Origin of the sequence: Escherichia sp. TW14182 (assembly GCF_000208525.1) — a bacterium.
Lineage (GTDB): Bacteria > Pseudomonadota > Gammaproteobacteria > Enterobacterales > Enterobacteriaceae > Escherichia > Escherichia ruysiae.
This window is the reverse complement of sequence record NZ_AEJZ01000173.1, coordinates 1-1,065: the sequence shown is the minus strand read 5'-3', so window position 1 is coordinate 1,065 and position 1,065 is coordinate 1. Positions and strand designations below refer to the sequence as shown.

Here is a 1,065-nt window from a genome sequence, read left to right as displayed (position 1 = left end):
ACCAGTGAACCACAACCAGGGGCCATAGCTAATGCCTGTCCCTCTGCCGGATAGATTTCATCAATGAATCCTTTTTCTTTCGCTTCCTCAGCCGTCAGCCATGTTTCAGCGTCCATCATGGCTTTGATTTCTGATTCCGGTAATCCGGTTTTGGCAACGTAGGTATCAAGCATTGCCTTGCCGATTTTTTCCATCATGTCGGCTTTTTTGCGGAGATCTTCCGATTCACCAACAAAAACGCCCCACGGGTTATGGATCATCCACCAGCCGTTATCAGCCATCACGACACGCCGGGCACCGAGCGCAACAATGGTAGCCATTGATGCAGCGATACCGTCGATTCTTGCGACCGTGTGGCCTTTGTACGTTCGCAGGGCGTTAAACATCGCCATGCCGTCAGTTACATTTCCGCCACCGCTGTTTATGGCAACCGTAACCGGGCCTTTTGCTGCCATAAGTGAATCGCGAAACTGTCTTGCGGTTACGCCTTCGATTGGCTCATACAATGAAATTTCCATCAACCTTACCCCTCATGAGGCAAATCTTTTTTGTCTGCCTTAATTCCCAGGCTTTGACGCAACAATGAACGGGCAAGCCAGCCGACTGTTGGCGTGGGAAGATCCATTCCCGTTTCTGCATTTTTCTTGCGAATATCTTCGCGCAAACGGTACAGGGCAAGCGCCGTTTCATTGTCGAGATAAACCGATACAGCTTTCTTTTCGTTCACGTAACACCTCGTTTCAGACTGATATTTGAAGTGTGCAGTGTTGATCAAAATGCAATGATGATCAATTGCATTGCAAAATATGCAACATTCATTTTTGTGCACCAGTGATAAACATCACCAATCCCAATCACATTTGACATAGGCAGCTCCATCTGGCAGGTGAAAAACAAATTTGTTTATATATTTCAATTAATTGCAAACTGGTCTGATGACATGGGGAGAAAAAAGATTGTACAGGTGAAAACAGAAATAACTTTTAATTATCAATTAATTATCACACATGCTGCCGCCGCCATGAAAATGCAAAAACCAGCCGTTTTCTGCGCGTCCGCATCCCC

General features: G+C 46.1%; 2 protein-coding genes. Both read right to left on the bottom strand.

Going from position 1 to position 1,065, the window contains the following annotated elements; translation table 11 throughout:
- Window positions 1–518 (bottom strand): head maturation protease, ClpP-related (locus EQY_RS0115085; protein ID WP_024212603.1); only part of this gene is annotated, 518 nt, incomplete at its 3' end.
- 5 nt (window positions 519–523) lie between these two features.
- Window positions 524–727 (bottom strand): hypothetical protein, encoded by a 204-nt coding sequence (locus EQY_RS0115080; RefSeq protein WP_001003170.1) that lies wholly within the window; start codon window positions 725–727, stop codon window positions 524–526.
- Window positions 728–1,065 lie beyond the last annotated feature (338 nt).